A 757-nucleotide genomic window follows, 5' to 3' on the forward strand; every position below is an offset into this window, starting at 1 on the left:
CCAGACGCTTCCACTAACACACAAACTGATTCAGACTCTGGGCTCCTCCCCGTTCGCTCGCCGCTACTGGGGGAATCTCGGTTGATTTCTTTTCCTCGGGGTACTTAGATGTTTCAGTTCCCCCGGTTCGCCTCGTTAACCTATGTATTCAGTTAACGATAGTGCAACGAATTGCACTGGGTTTCCCCATTCGGACATCGCCGGGTCAAAGGTTCATATCACCTCGCCGGCGCTTTTCGCAGATTAGCACGTCCTTCATCGCCTCTGACTGCCAGGGCATCCACCGTGTACGCTTAGTCGCTTAACCTCACAACCCGAAGATGTTTCACTTCGTGCTGCAAGCATTTGAGAGACTCGAACACACTTAAAGTGTGTCGTTTCAATTTTCAGCTTGATCCAGATTTTTAAAGAGCAAAACTTCGCAGTACACACCTGAATGTGCACTCTGAAGTATTTTTTAACGAGCGTGATGGTGGAGCTATGCGGGATCGAACCGCAGACCTCCTGCGTGCAAAGCAGGCGCTCTCCCAGCTGAGCTATAGCCCCATCGTAGTAGTACATCTCTGATAACCGTTAATTCTTGTTGAGGCAAGGCGTGGTGACACGAAGCATACTTAGGTATGTGAGTGTCGCCGCAACGCAGCATCAGCAAGAATTTGGTAGGCCTGAGTGGACTTGAACCACCGACCTCACCCTTATCAGGGGTGCGCTCTAACCACCTGAGCTACAAGCCTGCAGAGATTTTCACTGCTCGTTT

General features: G+C 50.6%; 2 tRNA genes and 1 rRNA gene. All 3 read right to left on the reverse strand.

Annotated features, from left to right (window positions below):
* Positions 1-307: ribosomal RNA gene (locus ENGE1_RS26245) — 23S ribosomal RNA — on the reverse strand; the annotation flags it as partial.
* Between the two features lie 163 nt (positions 308-470).
* A tRNA-Ala gene (locus tag ENGE1_RS26250) sits at positions 471-546 on the reverse strand.
* A gap of 111 nt (positions 547-657) precedes the next feature.
* Positions 658-734 (reverse strand) — tRNA-Ile (locus ENGE1_RS26255).
* Between the last annotated feature and the right edge of the window lie 23 nt (positions 735-757).

Source organism: Pluralibacter gergoviae ATCC 33028 = NBRC 105706 (assembly GCF_001598855.1).
GTDB lineage: Bacteria > Pseudomonadota > Gammaproteobacteria > Enterobacterales > Enterobacteriaceae > Pluralibacter > Pluralibacter gergoviae.